This window comes from Pseudomonas sp. FIP_A4 (assembly GCF_036701605.1).
GTDB lineage: Bacteria > Pseudomonadota > Gammaproteobacteria > Pseudomonadales > Pseudomonadaceae > Stutzerimonas > Stutzerimonas phenolilytica.
Map to the genome: position 1 here is coordinate 41657 of NZ_JAYDXP010000121.1, position 16858 is coordinate 58514.

At 64.0% G+C, this 16858-nt stretch carries 20 protein-coding genes; 17 read left to right on the plus strand and 3 right to left on the minus strand.

Features of this window, described 5'->3' with window-relative positions:
- Entirely contained in the window at window positions 1-411 is a 411-nt protein-coding gene (locus U8L64_RS07515; protein WP_043297328.1) for a DUF2802 domain-containing protein, read from the plus strand.
- A gap of 121 nt (window positions 412-532) precedes the next feature.
- Window positions 533-973 carry a rhodanese-like domain-containing protein gene (locus U8L64_RS07520; protein ID WP_333395772.1) on the plus strand — a complete coding sequence of 147 codons (441 nt, stop codon included), beginning with the start codon at window positions 533-535 and terminating at the stop codon, window positions 971-973.
- Here the strand turns inward: U8L64_RS07520 and U8L64_RS07525 are convergent.
- On the minus strand, window positions 954-1280 hold the full coding sequence (locus U8L64_RS07525) for an EscU/YscU/HrcU family type III secretion system export apparatus switch protein (protein WP_054093347.1): 327 nt from the start codon (window positions 1278-1280) through the stop codon (window positions 954-956). The genes U8L64_RS07520 and U8L64_RS07525 overlap by 20 nt on opposite strands.
- Complete coding sequence (fliK, locus tag U8L64_RS07530) at window positions 1277-2821, minus strand: flagellar hook-length control protein FliK (protein WP_333395777.1); 1545 nt, start codon at window positions 2819-2821, stop codon at window positions 1277-1279. Before fliK ends, U8L64_RS07525 begins: the two co-directional genes overlap by 4 nt.
- Before the next feature lie 137 nt (window positions 2822-2958).
- On the opposite strand from fliK, the gene ccmA reads away from it, so the two are divergent.
- The 15 genes from ccmA to U8L64_RS07605 all read left to right on the plus strand — a co-directional run bounded on the left by ccmA (window position 2959) and on the right by U8L64_RS07605 (window position 16103).
- Complete coding sequence (gene ccmA / locus U8L64_RS07535) at window positions 2959-3594, plus strand: cytochrome c biogenesis heme-transporting ATPase CcmA (RefSeq protein WP_333395779.1); 636 nt, start codon at window positions 2959-2961, stop codon at window positions 3592-3594.
- Entirely contained in the window at window positions 3591-4262 is a 672-nt protein-coding gene (gene ccmB / locus U8L64_RS07540; RefSeq protein ID WP_043297321.1) for a heme exporter protein CcmB, read from the plus strand. Before ccmA ends, ccmB begins: the two co-directional genes overlap by 4 nt.
- A 97-nt stretch (window positions 4263-4359) precedes the next feature.
- Entirely contained in the window at window positions 4360-5115 is a 756-nt protein-coding gene (locus tag U8L64_RS07545) for a heme ABC transporter permease (RefSeq protein WP_043297320.1), read from the plus strand.
- Entirely contained in the window at window positions 5112-5288 is a 177-nt protein-coding gene (gene ccmD / locus U8L64_RS07550; protein ID WP_008570466.1) for a heme exporter protein CcmD, read from the plus strand. Before U8L64_RS07545 ends, ccmD begins: the two co-directional genes overlap by 4 nt.
- Window positions 5285-5752 carry a cytochrome c maturation protein CcmE gene (gene ccmE / locus U8L64_RS07555; RefSeq protein WP_008570465.1) on the plus strand — a complete coding sequence of 156 codons (468 nt, stop codon included), beginning with the start codon at window positions 5285-5287 and terminating at the stop codon, window positions 5750-5752. Before ccmD ends, ccmE begins: the two co-directional genes overlap by 4 nt.
- Window positions 5749-7722: a heme lyase CcmF/NrfE family subunit gene (locus U8L64_RS07560; RefSeq protein ID WP_043297318.1), complete on the plus strand. Its 1974-nt coding sequence runs from the start codon at window positions 5749-5751 to the stop codon at window positions 7720-7722. The genes ccmE and U8L64_RS07560 overlap by 4 nt, the downstream gene beginning before the upstream one ends.
- Window position 7723: 1 nt before the next feature.
- Window positions 7724-8251, plus strand: a complete 528-nt coding sequence (locus U8L64_RS07565; protein WP_043297317.1) for a DsbE family thiol:disulfide interchange protein — start codon at window positions 7724-7726, stop codon at window positions 8249-8251.
- Entirely contained in the window at window positions 8248-8721 is a 474-nt protein-coding gene (locus U8L64_RS07570) for a cytochrome c-type biogenesis protein (protein WP_054093344.1), read from the plus strand. The genes U8L64_RS07565 and U8L64_RS07570 overlap by 4 nt, the downstream gene beginning before the upstream one ends.
- Window positions 8718-9923, plus strand: a complete 1206-nt coding sequence (ccmI, locus tag U8L64_RS07575; RefSeq protein WP_077682913.1) for a c-type cytochrome biogenesis protein CcmI — start codon at window positions 8718-8720, stop codon at window positions 9921-9923. Before U8L64_RS07570 ends, ccmI begins: the two co-directional genes overlap by 4 nt.
- Before the next feature lie 22 nt (window positions 9924-9945).
- Window positions 9946-10383 (plus strand): hypothetical protein, encoded by a 438-nt coding sequence (locus U8L64_RS07580; RefSeq protein WP_043297313.1) that lies wholly within the window; start codon window positions 9946-9948, stop codon window positions 10381-10383.
- A 112-nt stretch (window positions 10384-10495) separates the two neighbouring features.
- The gene (fliT, locus tag U8L64_RS07585; protein ID WP_054093341.1) at window positions 10496-10792 is read left to right on the plus strand and encodes a flagellar protein FliT; all 297 of its coding nucleotides are present in this window, start codon (window positions 10496-10498) and stop codon (window positions 10790-10792) included.
- A 418-nt stretch (window positions 10793-11210) separates the two neighbouring features.
- Window positions 11211-12695, plus strand: coding sequence for a sigma-54 dependent transcriptional regulator (locus U8L64_RS07590; protein WP_043297310.1), 1485 nt, complete (start codon window positions 11211-11213; stop codon window positions 12693-12695).
- 208 nt (window positions 12696-12903) lie between these two features.
- Entirely contained in the window at window positions 12904-14010 is a 1107-nt protein-coding gene (locus tag U8L64_RS07595; protein WP_333396720.1) for a sensor histidine kinase, read from the plus strand.
- A complete protein-coding gene (locus U8L64_RS07600; protein WP_234303422.1) occupies window positions 14007-15383 on the plus strand; it encodes a sigma-54-dependent transcriptional regulator in 1377 nt (458 codons plus the stop codon). The genes U8L64_RS07595 and U8L64_RS07600 overlap by 4 nt, the downstream gene beginning before the upstream one ends.
- Window positions 15384-15443: 60 nt before the next feature.
- Window positions 15444-16103 (plus strand): thiopurine S-methyltransferase, encoded by a 660-nt coding sequence (locus tag U8L64_RS07605; protein WP_333395796.1) that lies wholly within the window; start codon window positions 15444-15446, stop codon window positions 16101-16103.
- A gap of 48 nt (window positions 16104-16151) precedes the next feature.
- On the opposite strand, the gene U8L64_RS07610 is transcribed toward U8L64_RS07605, so the two are convergent.
- The gene (locus U8L64_RS07610) at window positions 16152-16796 is read right to left on the minus strand and encodes a DUF2959 domain-containing protein (RefSeq protein ID WP_333395799.1); all 645 of its coding nucleotides are present in this window, start codon (window positions 16794-16796) and stop codon (window positions 16152-16154) included.
- Between the last annotated feature and the right edge of the window lie 62 nt (window positions 16797-16858).

Below are 16858 nucleotides of genomic sequence, written 5' to 3' on the forward strand. Positions count from 1 at the left end.
ATGCTGATCGTGTCGCTGGTCGCGTCGGTCGTCGCCCTGGCCCTCGGTTGCCTGGGGCTACTGGGCTTCTGCGTGTGGCTGCTGCGCCAGCAGCGGCGCCAGGCTGAAGAACAGGCCAAGCGCGACGCTGTCCGCGACCGACGCATCAAGGATCTGGTCCAGCAACTGGACGTCTACGCCGAAGGCAGTGCGCGCATGGGCGATCGGCTCGAGGAGCTGGCCCGCCTGGTGGCGCCGCTGCCGGACAAGCTGGTGCAGCTCGAGCAGCGCGATCCCAACAATTTCTCGTTCAGCCAGGCCGCCAAACTGGTTGGCATGGGCGCCAGCGTGGACGACCTCACGCATTCCTGCGGCCTCTCGCAATCCGAGGCCGAGCTGATGAGCAAGCTGCACAAGGCGCGCAAGCCCTGACAGCTGGCCATGCGTCGCCCGCTGACGCGTTGGTTGGAACCTCGCCTCGCCGTATTTCTCCAAATCTCCACGAGCTTTGCTGCGCGGTGCAGTCGCCGCGCGGGCCGAGGAGGCGTGGGCGATGGTGCGCGTACTGATTCTGCTGTTGTGCATGGTGCCGCTGAGCGGGCTGACGCGGGAGGCGCCACAGGAAGTGCATGGCGCGCTGACGGTGAATGCTCACCAGGCCAAACGTCTGCACGAGCTGGGCGCGATGTTCGTCGATATCCGCCGCATGCGCGAGTGGACCTGGGGGCATGTGCAGGGTGCGCTGCACCTCGATCTGGCGACGGGCTTCGGCATCCTGGCGAGCCAGAACATGCCGCGCAGCGTGCCGCTGGTGATCTATTGCGACAGCGAAATCTGCCCCGGCAGCGCGCAGGCTGCGCGGATGGCGGTGGCGTGGGGATATCGCCAGGTCTTCTATTTCCGCGACGGCTATTTCGCCTGGCAACTGGAAGATTTCCCGCAGGAGAAAGGCAGCGACGACGCCTACACCGCGCTCAGCGCTCTGGTGCGTTGAGCAGCGGTGGCAACGCGGCGGGCGCCGCCTGCGGATCGAAGTCAGCAGGGCGCTTGCCCTTGAGATACCAAGCGAAGGCGATGATCTCCGCGATTACGCGATACAGTTCCGGCGGGATCTCGTCGCCCAGCTCCAGGCGCGCGAGCAGCTTGACCAGCTCGGCGTTTTCGTAGATCGGCACCTCGTGTTCGCGGGCGATCGCCAGAATCATCTCCGCCAGTTCGTCGTCGCCCTTGGCGCTCAGGGTTGGGGTATGCCGGCCATCGTAACTGAGGGCAATCGCCTGGCGTGGCTGCTGGTCGTTCATGCGGTTTCATCCACGAAACGCTGATCCAGCGACGTGCGCGGTCCCTGCGGTGGCACGCCTTGCCGACAGGCCAGCTCGCCGACGTTGAGACCGGCGGCTTGCAGGCGTTCGCGCAGATGTTCGAGTTCGCCGGCGATCAGCTCGGCGGTTTCGCCGCGTTCGGCCCACAGCTGGCTGGACAGGCTGCCGCGCAGCAGCTGTGCCTGGACCTGCAAGGGGCCCAGAGGCTGGATATCGAAAGCCAGTTCGATCTTCCAGAGCGTGTCCGGTTGTTCCTTGTCGCTCTGGCGCTGGCTTTGCTCGCGCTGCACTTTGATCTGCAGGGGCACGATGTCGCGCTGGTCGCGGATCGGTACCTCCAGCTGCCAGGTCGTCAGCTGGACACCATCCGGTAGCGTTTGCGTCTGCGCCAGACTCGACAGTTGATGCGTCTGCAGGCGTGAGACCGCGGCCGCGGCGAGCTTGAGCAGCAGCTCCAGATCAGCCTGTTCGTCCTGGCCATCCGGTAGCTTGCTACCCAGCGGGCTGCCGCCGAGGGGAAAGCTCAACGCCAGCTGGCGTGCATTGTTTTGGCCGAGTGCACCCAGGGCGCTGCGGGCGAACGCCGGCAACGCCTGGCCGGTTGCCGCGCCCAGCTGTGCCGCGGCCTGCGGAGTGCTGCCCGGCAGGTTGGGCAGCTGCGCCATCAGCCTCAGCAGTGCGGCCTTGAGATCGCCGGCGACCCCGGCGGTGTGCCCGCTCAGCAAATGTGCCTCGAGAAACGCTCCGCTGGCGGCGAAGGCCCGGGCCACCCCTTGAGGATCGCTTAGTTGCTGGACGCCGGGCAGCAGGCCGAGGAGCTTTCCGGCGGCGTCGCGCAGGCCGTCGGGCAGCGTATCGCCGAGCGCTGCCAAGGCTTGGAAAACACCACTCATCGGTGCCTGCCGACCGTGCTGGGCAGCCAGCTGCTGGCCGAGCAACAGCCGGTCGAACAGGCCGCTCAACGGCACGAAGCTCAATGCCTGGCTGCCCTGGACCTGGGCCGTCAGCAGGCTGCCGAGTGCCAGCGGGGTGCTGGTCTCGAGCTGCAGTTTCTGCCCGGCCAGCGGGGAGTTGAGCAGGCTGAGCACGACTTGGAATGTGGGGCGGCCATCGCCGCCGTTCTGCTGGCCGGTGGCGATCACCTTACCTTGCAGGATGCTGCCGGCCGGCAGCAGTGCCAGGTCGATGCTCTGCAGTGGTTGGTTGCGTCCCGGTTGCGGCTGCGCCAGCAGGCGGCTGTCCGACAGTGCCGCCACTGCGTAGCTGGCGCCGGGCGGCACCGGGCGTGCACTTTGGGCTTCGACGGTGGCCTGGCGACCGTTCTCCAGCGTCAGGCGCAACACCAGCTGGAAGCTCTGTGCGGTTTCCTTGACGGAAACGACTTCGGCCTGCGCGCTCTCGCCAGCCCCCAGCAGGCCCTGCATCGGCTGCAGCAACCTGAGCGCCACATCGAGCGCGGCAGTACTGGCGCGCGGGGTGGTGGGCGGCGGGACGGGAGAAGCGCTCTTGATCTCGGTCATTTTTCCTCAAATGCTCTTACAACCTTTCGCTTCCGCAGCCTTTGGTGCAAGGGGTTGCCATGTATAATTCCGACCGCCCTCGGGTGGCCGCCTGAATTATAGCGGCCACGCTCTTTTCATCTTGAGGTATCGCCGGCGTGTCAAATCCCTTTCTCGAAGCTGTGGCGCTCGCCTGTGAGCGGGATTGGCGCTTGCTGTTCGAGCAGCTTGAATTGCGCCTGGAGAAAGGCCAGATGCTGCAGATATCCGGCCCCAACGGCAGCGGCAAGACCAGCCTGCTGCGTCTGCTTTGCGGGCTGATGCAGCCGACCGCCGGGCAAATCCTGATCCGGGGCCGGCCTCTGGAGTCTCAGCGTAGCGAACCGGCGCGCAACCTGCTGTGGATCGGCCATGCCGCCGGCATCAAAGGGCTGCTCACGCCGGAGGAGAATCTCGCCTGGCTCTGCGCCTTGCACCAGCCGGCCGACCGCGAGGCGATCTGGCAGGCGCTGGCGCAGGTCGGTCTGCGCGGTTTCGAGGACGTACCCTGTCACACGCTTTCTGCCGGACAGCAGCGCCGCGTCGCTCTGGCGCGGCTGTATCTGGCGCCGCCGCCGCTGTGGATTCTCGACGAACCGTTCACCGCGCTCGACAAGCACGGCGTGGCCCAGCTGGAAGGCCATCTGGCGCGCCACTGCGAGCAGGGCGGCCTGGTGGTACTTACCACGCATCACACGCTGACGGAAAAACCGGCCGGCTACCGTGAACTGGATCTGGGGCAGCGGGCCGCATGAGCAGCGTCTTCACTCTTCTGTTGGCTCGCGAGGCGCGCCTGCTGTTTCGCCGCCCGGCCGAGCTGGCCAATCCGCTGGTGTTCTTCGCCATCGTCATTGCGCTGTTTCCGCTGGCAGTCGGGCCGGAGTCGCAATTGTTGCAGACGATTTCGCCGGGGCTGGTATGGGTCGCGGCGCTGTTGGCCGTGCTGCTCTCGCTGGACGGGCTGTTTCGCAGCGATTTTGAGGACGGTTCACTCGAGCAGTGGGTCGTTTCGCCGCACCCGCTGGCGCTTCTGGTGCTCGCCAAGGTGCTGGCACACTGGATGTTCTCGGGGCTGGCGCTGGTCTTGCTGGCTCCCTTGCTCGGGCTGATGCTCGGCCTGCCGATGAGCGCGATGCCGGTGTTGCTGCTGTCGCTGCTGCTGGGGACGCCGATCCTCAGTCTGCTCGGCGCGGTCGGCGCGGCGCTGACCGTTGGCCTCAAGCGTGGTGGCCTGTTGCTCGCGCTGTTGATTCTGCCCTTGTACATCCCGGTGCTGATTCTTGGCAGCGGGGCGCTGCAGGCGGCCTTGCAGGGACTGCCCGCCGCCGGCCATCTGTTATGGCTGGCCAGCCTGACCGCCCTGGCGGTTACTCTGACCCCCTTTGCGATTGCCGCCGGGCTGAAGATCAGCGTCGGCGAGTAGCGGTACATAACGCCGGCCGGAGTCGCTAAGCTCATCCGGCCGCTGAAACGGATTGTCGAGGCCGGGTTTTCGGTCTCTTACCACGATGAGTCATTCGATGAACTGGACATGGTTTCACAAGCTGGGTTCGCCCAAGTGGTTCTACGAGATCAGCGGCCGCTGGCTGCCGTGGCTGGGTTGGAGCGCGGCTATCCTCATCGTCGTGGGAACGATCTGGGCGCTGGCGTTCGCCCCCGAGGATTACCAGCAGGGCAACAGCTTTCGCATCATCTACATCCACGTTCCGGCGGCGTTCCTCGCCCAGTCGGTTTACGTGATGCTGGCCGTGGCGGGTGTGGTCGGTCTGGTCTGGAAGATGAAGCTCGCCGACGTGGCGTTGCAGCAGGCCGCGCCCATCGGGGCCTGGATGACCTTCATCGCATTGCTAACCGGCGCGGTCTGGGGCAAGCCCACCTGGGGCGCCTGGTGGGTGTGGGATGCACGCCTGACCTCGATGCTGATCCTGCTGTTCCTCTATTTCGGCGTGATCGCGCTCGGTCAGGCGATCAGCAATCGTGACAGCGCCGCCAAGGCCTGCGCGGTGCTGGCGATCGTCGGCGTGGTGAACATCCCAATCATCAAATACTCGGTCGAATGGTGGAATACCCTGCACCAGCCGGCCACGTTCAAGGTCACCGAGAAACCGGCGATGCCCGTCGAGATGTGGCTGCCTCTGCTGGTCATGGTGCTGGGCTTCTACTGTTTCTTCGCCGCCGTGCTGCTGATGCGCATGCGCCTGGAAGTGCTGCGCCGCGAGTCGCGTAGCAGCTGGGCGAAGACCGAAGTCACCGCTCTGGTGGGGAAAATGTCGTGAATTTTTCATCCTTCGCCGATTTCATCGCCATGGGCAACCACGGCCTGTACGTCTGGACCTCCTATGGCATCAGCCTGGCGGTACTGATCCTGAACGCGGCGCTGCCGATGCTGGCGCGTCGCCGTTACCTGCAAGACGAGGCGCGCCGTTTGCGCCGGGAGGAAGTGAAGTGAATCCGGTGCGCAAGAAACGCCTGTTCATCGTGCTGGCGATCCTCGCTGGCGTCGGTATCGCCGTCGCCTTGGCCCTGTCGGCGCTGCAGCAGAACATCAACCTGTTCTACACGCCGACGCAGATCGCCAATGGTGAAGCGCCCGAGGGCACGCGAATTCGCGCCGGCGGGCTGGTGGAAACCGGCTCGGTGCAGCGCTCCAGCGATTCGCTGAGCGTGTCCTTCCGCGTGACCGACGGTGTAGAGACGGTGACGATCAACTATCAGGGCATCCTGCCGGATCTGTTTCGCGAAGGGCAGGGCATCGTCGCGCTGGGGCGGGTGAACGCCGATGGCGTGCTGGTCGCTGACGAAGTGCTGGCCAAGCACGATGAAAACTACATGCCGCCGGAGGTATCGCAGGCGCTCGAGAAGAGCGGCATGATGAAGCACTACGAGGGCGGCAAGCAGGAGTACGCGAAATGATTCCTGAACTTGGCCATCTGGCGATGATCCTCGCGCTGTGCCTGGCCTGTGTGCAGGGCACATTGCCGCTGATCGGCGCCTGGCGTGGTGATCGGCAATGGATGAGTCTGGCGCAGCCGGCAGCCTGGGGGCAGTTCGCGTTCCTCGCCTTCGCGTTCGTCTGTCTGACCTATGCGTTCATGGTCGACGACTTCTCCGTTTCCTACGTGGCGCAGAACTCCAACAGCGCGTTGCCCTGGTACTACAAGTTCAGCGCGGTATGGGGCGCTCACGAGGGCTCGCTGCTGCTCTGGGCTTTCATCCTGTCGGCCTGGACCTTTGCCGTCTCGGTGTTCTCGCGGCAACTGCCGGAAGAAATGCTGGCGCGCGTGCTGGGGGTAATGGGGCTGATCAGCATCGGCTTTCTGTTGTTCCTCATTGTCACCTCCAACCCGTTCGACCGCCTGCTGCCGCAGTCGCCGACGGATGGCCGTGATCTCAACCCGTTGTTGCAGGACTTCGGTCTGGTGGTGCACCCGCCGATGCTTTACATGGGTTACGTCGGCTTCTCTGTGGCCTTCGCCTTCGCTATCGCGGCATTGCTCGGCGGGCGCCTGGACGCGGCCTGGGCGCGCTGGTCGCGCCCCTGGACACTGGTGGCCTGGGCATTTCTTGGCATCGGTATCGCGCTGGGCTCCTGGTGGGCCTATTACGAACTGGGCTGGGGTGGCTGGTGGTTCTGGGATCCGGTGGAAAACGCCTCGTTCATGCCCTGGCTGGTCGGCACGGCGTTGATCCATTCGCTGGCCGTCACCGAGAAACGCGGTGTGTTCAAGAGCTGGACGGTACTGCTGGCGATCGCCGCGTTCTCGCTCAGCCTGCTGGGCACCTTCCTGGTGCGTTCCGGCGTGCTGACCTCCGTGCACGCGTTTGCAACGGATCCTGAGCGCGGCGTGTTCATCCTGGTCTTCCTGCTGTTGGTGGTGGGCGGTTCGCTGACGCTGTTCGCCCTGCGTGCGCCAGTGGTCAAGAGCCAGGTCGGCTTCGGCCTGTGGTCACGTGAAACGCTGCTGCTGATCAACAACCTGCTGCTGGTGGTCGCCACGGCGATGATCCTGCTCGGCACGCTGTATCCGCTGCTACTCGATGCGCTATCGGGAGCCAAACTGTCGGTGGGACCACCTTATTTCAACGCCATGTTCGTACCGCTGATGGCAGCGCTGTTACTGGCCCTTGCGGTCGGCATTCTGGTGCGCTGGAAGGACACGCCATTGCGCTGGCTGCTGGGCATGCTGACACCAGTGCTGATCGCCAGTGCAGTGCTCGGCGGGTTGGGCGCGCTCGCGTTCGGAGACTTCCACTGGGCGGTACTGGCTGTCAGCTTCCTGGCGGCCTGGGTAGTCCTGGCGAGCGTGCGTGACCTGCTCGACAAGACCCGGCACAAAGGGCTGCTGAACGGAATGCGCAGCCTGGCGCCAAGCTACTGGGGCATGCATCTGGCGCATATCGGCCTGGTGATGTGTGCGCTGGGCGTCGTCCTCACCAGCCAACAGAGTGCCGAGCGCGACCTTCGCCTGGCGCCGGGCGAGTCGCTAGAGCTGGGTGGCTATCAGTTCGTCTTCGAAGGCGCGCAGCATCACGAAGGGCCGAACTACACCTCCGATCGCGCCACCATTCGCGTACTCGACGGTGATCGCCAGATCGCCGTTCTGCACCCCGAGAAACGCCTCTATACCGTGCAGCAGATGCCGATGACCGAGGCAGGCATCGACGCAGGCTTTACCCGTGACCTCTACGTGGCGCTGGGCGAGCCGCTGGGCGATGGCGCCTGGGCCGTACGCGTGCATATCAAACCCTTCGTGCGCTGGATCTGGCTCGGTGGGTTGATGATGGCCTTTGGCGGCATGCTGGCGGCAAGTGACCGGCGGTATCGGGTCAAGGTGAAAACCCGCGTGCGTGAAGCGCTGGGGCTGGCTGGACAAGGAGCCTGATGTGAAACGAGTGTTGATGTTGCTGCCGCTGGCGATCTTTCTGGTAGTGGCGGTATTTCTGTATCGCGGGCTGTTCCTCGATCCGACCGAGTTGCCTTCGGCACTGATCGGCAAGCCGTTTCCAGCGTTCGAGCTGCCAGCGGTGGAAGGTGACCGGCAGGTGCGCCGCGAGGACTTGCTGGGCAAGCCGGCGCTGGTGAACGTCTGGGCGACCTGGTGTCCGACCTGCAAGGCCGAGCACACCATGCTCAACCGCCTGGCGGAGCAGGGCGTCGTGATTCACGGCATCAACTACAAGGATGAAAACGCCAAGGCACAGCAGTGGCTCAAGGATTTCCTCGATCCCTACCAGCTGAACATCAGTGATCCGGATGGCAAGCTGGGATTGGACCTGGGCGTCTATGGTGCGCCGGAAACCTTCCTGATCGACAAGAACGGCATCATTCGCCACAAGTACGTTGGGGCGATCGACGAGCGAGTCTGGCGCGAGCAGCTGGCGGCGCTTTACCAGGAACTGGTGGACGAATGAAATCGATGATCCGCACGCTGCTGTTCGGTTTGCTCGTCAGCGCTACCGCACATGCTGCCATCGACACCTATGACTTCAAGAGCGAAGCCGAGCGCGAGCGTTACCGCACGCTCACCGAAGAGCTGCGCTGTCCGAAGTGCCAGAACCAGAACATCGCCGACTCCAACGCGCCGATTGCGATGGACCTGCGCGAAGAGATTTTCCGCATGCTGGAAGAAGGCAAGAGCAACGACGAGATCGTCGCCTATCTGGTCGATCGCTATGGCGATTTCGTGCGCTACAACCCGCCGGTAAACACCACCACACTGCTGCTCTGGTACGGCCCGGCGGGCCTGCTGATTCTTGGTTTCGGTGTCCTGGCGGTGATCCTGGTCCGCCGTCGCCGAGCGGATGCCGCACCTGCGGCAAGAACCCTTTCCGATGCCGAGCGCAAACGCCTCGCCACGTTGCTGGATAAAAAAGACTCATGATCGATTTCTGGATTGCTGCCGGTGTATTGCTGCTGGTGGCTCTGGCCTTTCTGCTGCTACCGATCCTGCGCGGGCGCAAGGCCCAGGCGGAAGAAGACCGCACCGCACTAAATGTCGCCCTGTATCAGGAGCGTCTCGCTGAGCTTGCTGCCCAGCGGGCCGCCGGCACCCTTACCGAGGAGCAACTGGAAGCGGGGCGCGCCGATGCCGCACGCGAGCTGCTGGACGATACCGAGGGCAGCGACGCCACGCGCAGCGCGCGGTTGGGTCGTGCGGTGCCGCTGCTGGCGGCGCTGCTGGTGCCTCTGCTCGGCTACGGTCTGTACTTGCACTGGGGCGCCAGCGATAAGGTCGAGCTGGCCCGCCAGTTCGGCGAGCAGCCGCGCTCTCTCGAGGAAATGACGTTGCGCCTGGAGCGGGCTGTCGAAGCGCAGCCCGATTCCGCCGAGGGCTGGTACTTCCTCGGGCGGACATATATGAACCAGGAGCGTCCGGCTGACGCCGCCAAGGCGTTCGCCCGCGTGATCGAGTTGGCCGGCCGGCAGCCAGAGCTGCTTGGGCAGTGGGCACAGGCGCAGTATTTCGCCGGCAATCGGCAGTGGACGAAGGAACTGCAGGCGCTGACTGACGAAGCCTTGCGCGCCGATCCGCAGGAGGTGACCAGTCTTGGTCTGCTGGGGATCGCGGCGTACGAGGAAGGCCGCTTTCAGGATGCGATTGGCTTCTGGGAACGTCTGGTGGCCACGCTGCCGGAAGAGGACCCATCCCGTGAGGCGATCAAGGGCGGTATCGCTCGCGCGCGCGAACAGCTTGGCGAGACTGCACCTGCGCCTGCGGCCGCCAGCGAATCGGCGGCGGTTCGGCTTCAGATCGAAGTAACCCTGGACCCGTCGCTGCAGGACGATGTGCGTCCGGATGACAGCGTATTCGTGTTCGCCCGTGCCGTATCGGGGCCGGCGATCCCGTTGGCGGCCAAGCGCCTGCGCGTTGCCGATCTGCCGGCCAACATCAGCCTTGGCGACGCGGATGCGATGATGCCGCAGCTGAAGATGTCCAATTACCCTGAGGTGAAGTTGGTGGCGCGCATTTCGCGCGAGGGTAATGCAACCAAAGGTGAGTGGGCGGGTCAGAGCGAAGCGTTGAAAACCGCAGGTGGCGACAAAACGATTCGCCTGATGATCGACAAGCCCGACGCTCCTTGACGCGCCGGCAGGGAGCGGAGTGATGAAGATGGTGCGCGTAGGCGATATTTGGTTGGTGCGGCACGCGCAGCGGATCGCAGCGCTGGGCGCGACGCTGCTTCTGGCAGCGTGTGCGGGTACGCCCTACGAGGCCGAACGGCCGGTGCCGCCCGCCAAGCCTGTGCCGCAGGCACCGGCTCCACGCGGTCCGGTTATCGCTCCGCCGCCGATCCAGGCCCCACCGGCGCCGCGAGCGCCATCGGTGCAGCGCAGCCATCCGCGCTATGCGCCGCCGCCGCATGCGGCGGCGCATTGGGATAATCGTTTGGGCGTTTATGTGGTGGAAGGCACCGAGCTGTTCTACCGCGAACGTCTTTACTACCGCTGGGATGGCGATTGGTACTGCTCCGGGCGCCCGGATGGCCCGTGGGATCCAGTGGCGCCACCTAGCGTTCCGCCAGGGCTGCGCAACCGCTACTGATCGAAGTCGGCTTCCGGCGAGTCTTTTCGTAGACTCTGCTAAAGCCCGCTGGCGGGGTGCCGATAAGCAGGAAGCAGCTAGCGGCTGCATTGAGCCTGCTCGGAGTCGATCCATGAATATGTCCGTCAAACGTCTCGAAGAAACCGGCAGCGCCTTGCGCAATGCATTGGCGCAACAGGACTGGGCGGCTATCAGTGTGCTCGATCGTCAGTGCCGGCAGGCAGTCGATGAAGCCATGGGCGAGTCTGAGCGCGACGAAGTTCAGGTACGCCAGGGCATGCAGCAGTTGCTGAACCTCTACGGAGAGCTGGTCAGCGCATGCCAGACGGAGCGCCAGCGTATCGCCGGCGAGTTGCGACAGTTCAACCAGGCGCGCGAGAGCGCCAAGGTCTACCAGCTGTTTGGATAGTCGCAGTCTTGCTGGTGCAACATAGCGTCAATCTGCCACAGCTGACTGTGTCGCCTTTGAGGCGTCGGTCGCCAAGGCGATCGTATTACCGCTCCGACCCACTTGCCGGAAAATCCGACATCTTCCTTCTGGTGCTGTCAATTAGCTATCAAAATAGACGATTGATAGATTTTTGACTCTGCGGACGTTACGCCTTTACTCCTTTCATATTCCTAACCGGTGACAGCGGAAGTGTGTGTTGGCTCCGATTAACGGCATTTTCAGCACCGCCTTTGGTCGATAATTCACGTCATAAATTTGACTCCGTTCATTTTTTTTAATTAACTACCGGCCAATTGCCTCTGGTGTGGCCGCGTTTCTCCATGGATGCGAAAACTCCGGCGCTTCTTCCCCGCAAGCCAAGAGCCCTATAAACAAGATGTGGCGTGATACCAAGATTTTGTTAATAGACGATGATCGTGACCGTTGTCGTGACTTGACTGTGATCCTGAATTTCCTCAGCGAGGATCATCTGGCGTGTTCCAGCCACGATTGGCGCGACGCCGTGGGGGGCTTGGAGTCGCGGAGCGTGATTGGCGTCCTGCTGGGCGAGGTCACCAGCAAGGGCGGGGCGGTCGAGCTGTTCAAGCAGATGAGTCAGTGGGACGAGAACGTGCCGGTAATTCTGATTGGCGAACCGGTGCCGACGGATTGGCCGGAAGAGCTGCGCCGTCGCGTGCTCACCAGCCTCGAGATGCCTCCCAGCTACAACAAGCTGCTCGATTCGCTGCACCGCGCGCAGATTTACCGGGAAATGTACGATCAGGCCAAGGGCCGCGGGCGTCAGCGCGAGCCGAATCTGTTTCGCAGCCTGGTCGGCACCAGCCGCGCCGTGCAGCACGTTCGCGAAATGATGCAACAGGTCGCCGACACCGAGGCCAGCGTGTTGATACTCGGCGAATCCGGGACTGGCAAGGAAGTTGTCGCGCGCAACCTGCACTACCACTCCAAGCGACGCCAGGCGCCGTTCGTGCCGGTGAACTGCGGCGCGATTCCGGCGGAACTGCTGGAGAGCGAGCTGTTTGGTCACGAGAAAGGCGCCTTCACCGGTGCGATCACGGCACGCGCCGGGCGTTTCGAGCTCGCCGAGGGCGGCACCCTGTTCCTCGACGAGATCGGCGACATGCCGCTGCCGATGCAGGTCAAGCTGCTGCGCGTGTTGCAGGAACGCACCTTCGAGCGCGTGGGCAGCAACCGCACGCAGGTCGCCGATGTGCGCATCATCGCCGCCACGCATAAGGATCTGGAGAAGATGATCGAGGCGGGCACATTCCGCGAAGATCTCTATTACCGCCTGAATGTCTTCCCGATCGAGATGGCCCCGCTGCGCGAGCGCGTTGAAGACATACCGCTGCTGATGAACGAACTGATCTCGCGTATGGAGCACGAGAAGCGCGGTTCGATTCGCTTCAACTCGGCAGCCATCATGTCGCTTTGCCGGCACGATTGGCCGGGCAACATTCGCGAGCTGGCTAATCTGGTCGAGCGAATGGCCATCATGCACCCGTATGGGGTAATCGGCGTCATGGAGCTGCCGAAGAAGTTTCGCCATGTCGATGACGACGACGAGCAGTATGCCGTCAGCCTGCATGATGAGATGGAAGAGCGGGCCGCGATCAGCGCGCCGATGGCGGTTCCCGAAGCGCATGCCATGCTCCCGATCGAGGGGCTGGATCTCAAGGAATACCTGGGCAACCTCGAACAGGGCCTGATCCATCAAGCGCTGGAAGATGCCGGCGGCGTTGTGGCACGGGCCGCGGAGCGTCTGCGCATCCGCCGCACGACGTTGGTGGAGAAAATGCGCAAGTACGGCATGAACCGCCGCGACGACGACAACGGCGAGCTGGCGGCAGCCGAAGACTGATCGCCTGGCGGGAATGGCCGTATCGGTTGTTGCCGGTACGGCTCGTCCATCTCCGCCCTTTCCACGCTCACCATATCTCGGGCACGAACCTTGCTCCCGCCAGTGACAGGTCTTTTTTTTGACAGTCACGAGTGGAACAGTGAGCGCAGCCTCTAGCCCATCCCCCGCCGAACGTCCCTGCGCGCCATCGCTCGATGGGCTTGCCCAGCTGCAAACCCAGCTGGACGCCACCCAGCAGCGGATGGCTGCACGCGTGGCATCGCTCGAAGGTCAGTTGGACGCCGCCAGCGCGCTACGTCTGCGCGAGCTGGATGAAAAGGAGCGGCTGGCCCAGCGGCTGCGCAGCCTGCTCGATCTGCTTCCCGGTGGCGTGGTGGTGCTCGACGGACACGGCGTTGTGCGCGAAGCCAATCCGGTTGCCGTCGAGCTCTTGGGCGAGCCGCTGGAAAACCAGCTGTGGCGCAACGTTATCGCACGCTGCTTCGCCCCGCGATACGACGACGGCCATGAGATATCGCTCGCCAACGGGCGGCGGGTTGCGCTTGCCACACGCTCGCTGAGCGGCGAGCCGGGGCAGCTGGTACTGCTCACCGACATGACCGAGACCCGCCGGCTGCAGGATCAGTTGGCGCGTCATCAGCGCCTGTCCTCACTCGGGCGTATGGTCGCCTCGCTGGCACATCAGATTCGCACGCCGCTGAGCTCTGCCTTGCTCTACGCCAGCCACCTGGAAGAGGGTGGGCTGAGCACGGAACAGCAGACACGTTTTGCAGGGCGCCTGAAGAGCCGGCTGCACGAACTGGAGCATCAGGTTCGCGACATGCTGGTGTTCGCCCGCGGCGATCTGCCTCTGCAGGATCGCATTACTCCGGCCGAGCTGTTCGGTGCGCTACGCGCGGCGGCCGAGCCGCGCTTGCAGAATACCCACCTGCGCTGGCAGTGCGATGCGTCGCAAGGGCTGCTGCTGTGCAACCGTGACACGCTGGTCGGCGCATTGCTCAATCTGATCGAAAATGCCGTGCAGGCTGCAGGCGCCGGTGTGCGGCTGAAGATTCATCTCTACGCACGCGGCGACCGGTTGCGCCTGTGCGTCAGCGACAACGGGCCGGGCATCGAGCCGGCGCTGCTGGCGCGGCTGGGCGAGCCTTTTCTCACCACCAAGGCGACCGGTACCGGACTCGGGTTGGCGGTGGTCAAGGCTGTTGCGCGCGCCCATCACGGCGAGCTGCAGCTGCTTTCCCGCCCTGGACGAGGCACCTGCGCGCGGCTGGTGATTCCCCTGCTTCTAGCAGGCCCGCAGGAGATTTGCGAATGACCGGCAGGATACTTCTGGTTGAAGACGACCACGCGTTGCGTGAAGCGCTGGGCGATACCCTTGAGGTCGGCGGTTATGCCTATCGTGCCGTGGTGAGCGCCGAGGCGGCACTGGAGGCGCTGCGCGAAGAGGCGTTCGGCCTGGTAGTCAGTGACGTCAATATGCCGGGCATGGATGGCCACGAGCTGTTGAGCGTGATTCGCCAGCGTTATCCGCAGGTACCGGTGCTGCTAATGACCGCTTTCGGCGCCATCGACCGCGCGGTGCAGGCCATGCGTCAGGGGGCGGTGGATTACCTGCTCAAGCCATTCGAGCCGAAAGCGCTGCTGAGCCTGATCGCGCAGCACGTCTGCGGCCGCTTGGGTGATGATGAGCCGGGGCCGGTCGCTCATGCGCCGGCCAGCCGGCAGCTACTCGAGCTGGCCGCACGGGTGGCACAGAGCGATTCCACAGTGCTGATCTCCGGCGAGTCGGGGACTGGCAAGGAAGTGCTGGCGCGTTACATCCATCATCGGTCGCCACGGGCGAGTGGGCCGTTCATTGCAATCAACTGTGCGGCCATTCCCGACAACATGCTCGAGGCCACATTGTTCGGCCATGAGAAGGGCGCCTTTACCGGAGCGGTCGCTGCGCAGCCGGGCAAGTTCGAGCTGGCCGACGGCGGTACGCTGCTGCTCGACGAGATATCCGAGATGCCTTTGCCGTTGCAGGCCAAGCTGCTGCGGGTGCTGCAGGAGCGCGAAGTGGAGCGGATCGGCGCGCGCAGGCCGGTCACGCTCGATATCCGCGTGCTCGCCACAACCAACCGTAATCTGCGGGGCGAAGTGGCGGCGGGGCGTTTTCGTGAGGATCTGTACTATCGGCTGTCGGTCTTTCCCTTGGCGTGGGCGCCACTGCGTGAACGGGCTGCGGATATCGTGCCGCTGGCCGAGCGGTTATTGGCCAAGCATGGGCAGAAAATGCGACAGGCACCGGCACGGTTGTCCGAGGCCGCGCGGCGCTGCCTGCAGGCCCACGCCTGGCCAGGGAACGTCCGCGAGCTGGACAACGCTATTCAGCGCGCGCTGATTCTTCAGCGCGGCGGCGTGATCGAGCCGGCCGACCTCTGCCTCGACGGCGTTGAGCTGATGCTCGCGTCCGTCCCAAGCCAGGCGCCAGCGGCAAGCGATGTCGCGGCGAAACCTCCCGCGGCGCTGGGAGAGGATCTGCGGCAGCACGAATTCCAGCTGATCATCGAAACCTTGCGCAGCGAACGCGGGCGCCGCAAGGAAGCGGCGGATCGCCTCGGTATCAGCCCGCGTACCCTGCGCTACAAGCTGGCGCAGATGCGTGATGCCGGATTCGATGTCGAGGCTGCGCTCTACGCCGAATGATCGGCTTCGCCTGTAAGGCGCTCTGCTAAGCTGCCGTCTTCAGTGAAAGGAGGTTCGCGGATGCACGGAGACTTCTGGCTGCAGCGCTGGGCGCGCAATGAAATCGGTTTTCACCTCGGCATGGTGCATCCCGGACTGCGGCGTCATTGGCCGCGGCTTGGCCTTGCGCCGGGTGCACAGGTGCTGGTGCCGCTGTGCGGCAAGAGCGTGGATCTTGCCTGGCTGGCCGAACAGGGATATCGGGTGCTGGGCGTCGAGCTGAGCGAGAAGGCAGTCGAAGCGTTCTTCGCGGAACAGCAGCTCGACGCCGAAGTCTCCCGAGCCGGGCCGTTCAAGATTTTCCGCGCGGGCGCGCTGGAGATTCGCTGCGGTGATATTTTCGCGCTCGCCGCGCAGGATGTCGCCGATTGCCAGGCTCTATACGACCGTGCTGCGCTGATTGCCTTGCCGCCGCCTATGCGCCAGCGTTACGCGGCACACCTTTCGGCAATCCTGCCGAATGTCTGTCAGCAATTGCTGATTACCCTCGATTACGAGCAGTCGCAGATGGATGGTCCGCCCTTTGCCGTCGATGCCGCCGAGGTTACTGCGCTTTATGCGGACGGCTGGCATGTCGAACTGCTCGAGTCGAAGGAAGTTCTGGAGCGTAATCCGCGTATGCGTGAGTGCGGTCTGGGGCGCCTGGAGGAGAGTTTCTATCACCTGCGGCGCCCGGTCTGAAGCATCCTGGCACGCTTGTCATGCCGCCTCGGCGGCCGAGTGGTGCGCTCAGCTTGCCGCCTGCAGGCGGCGGATGAAGCTATCCGCCTCGTCGATGGCTCGCTGCATATCCGCCATCAGCTGGTCGACGTTGCTCTGCAGCGTCCGGTATTCGCCCTGCAGTGCGCCAATGGCGCGTGCGTTTAGATTGTGCTTGAGAAACAGCACCTGGTCATGCAGCACCGCAAGTACCGGCGCGATGCGCTTCTCGGCAGCTTTCATGCGCTGCAGTAATGTGCGGTATTCGCTGCGCGTGCGGCTCAGCTCACGCGCGCTGGCGTTCTTCAGGCTGGCGTTGCTGTACTGCTGCAATTCGTCTTCCCATTCGTCGAACAGTGCCTCGGCGACATCTTCGACAGCCTCGATTCGTGCGCGCACGTCGTTGGCTGCGGCGACACTGGCCTCGTATTCCCGGTTCAGTGCCTCGTAGCGCTGTTCCAGATCGCCGCCATTAACTTTGACGACGCTGCGGTAGCGTTCTAGCGCATCCTTGAACTGCTGCTTGGCGTCCTGCTGCGAGTCGCGGGCATCCTCGACGCGATCGACCAGGATGTCGCGTTTATGGACGCCTGCCTTTTCCATCGCGGAGTAATAGGCGCTCTGGCAGCCGCTGAGCGTGAGCATGACGCAGCAGGTGAATAAGAGTCGGCGCATGAGGGTTCCTTTGTGCGCGGGGGAAAGAAGATAGACAAACAAAAAGGGCGACTTGCGTCGCC